The following is a 1047-nucleotide window of genomic DNA, read 5'->3' as shown; positions in this document are numbered from 1 at the left end:
CAGCGCGCCAGTCAGCGTTCCGACCGCACCCGTCGCCGTGTTCGCTACCGTGCCGACAACGCCGCCGAGGCCACCGGTCCCGCCACCGATACCACCCAGTGCGCCGGTTACCGTACCGACTGCGCCGCTTGCCGCGTTGCCCACCGTTCCAACGACGCCACCGAGACCACCGGTCCCGCCGCCAACACCGCCCAAAGCACCAGTCAGCGTTCCGACTGCACCCGTCGCCGTATTCGCTACCGTACCGACAACACCGCCGAGGCCGCCAGTCCCACCACCAACGCCGCCCAGTGCGCCAGTCAGCGTTCCGACTGCGCCCGTCACCGTATTCGCTACCGTCCCGACAACGCCGCCGAGGCCGCCGGTCCCGCCACCACCGATACCACCCAGTGCGCCGGTTACCGTACCGACTGCGCCGCTTGCCGCGTTGCCCACCGTTCCAACGACGCCACCGAGACCACCAGTCCCGCCACCAACGCCGCCCAGCGCGCCAGTCAACGTTCCGACTGCGCCCGTCGCCGTGTTCGCTACCGTGCCGACAACACCGCCGAGGCCGCCGGTCGGATCGCCCACTCCACCCAAGGCACCCGTCACCGTACCGACCGCGCCGCTTGCCGCGTTGCCCACCGTTCCGACAACGCCACCGAGACCACCGGTCCCGCCGCCAACACCGCCCAGTGCGCCAGTCAGTGTTCCGACTGCCCCCGTGGCCGTGTTCGCTACCGTGCCGACAACACCGCCAAGGCCGCCAGTCCCGCCACCGATACCACCCAGTGCGCCGGTTACCGTACCGACTGCGCCGCTTGCCGCGTTGCCCACCGTTCCGACAACGCCACCGAGACCACCGGTCCCGCCGCCAACACCGCCCAGTGCGCCAGTCAGTGTTCCGACTGCCCCCGTGGCCGTGTTCGCTACCGTGCCGACAACACCGCCGAGGCCGCCAGTCCCGCCGCCCCCGATGCCACCCAGGGCGCCGGTTACCGTGCCAACCACACCACCAAGCCCACCGGTCGGATCACCCACTCCACCCAAGGCACCCGTCACCGT

General features: G+C 70.9%; 1 pseudogene. It reads left to right on the top strand.

The window, feature by feature from the left end:
* A pseudogene (locus tag WT24_RS34880) lies at positions 1-1047 on the top strand (hypothetical protein); the annotation flags it as partial.

The sequence above is a fragment of the Burkholderia sp. MSMB1078WGS genome, from assembly GCF_001528895.1.
Lineage (GTDB): Bacteria > Pseudomonadota > Gammaproteobacteria > Burkholderiales > Burkholderiaceae > Burkholderia.
The sequence above is the reverse complement of the archived record's forward strand: the minus strand, read 5'-3'. Positions and strand labels throughout refer to the sequence as shown.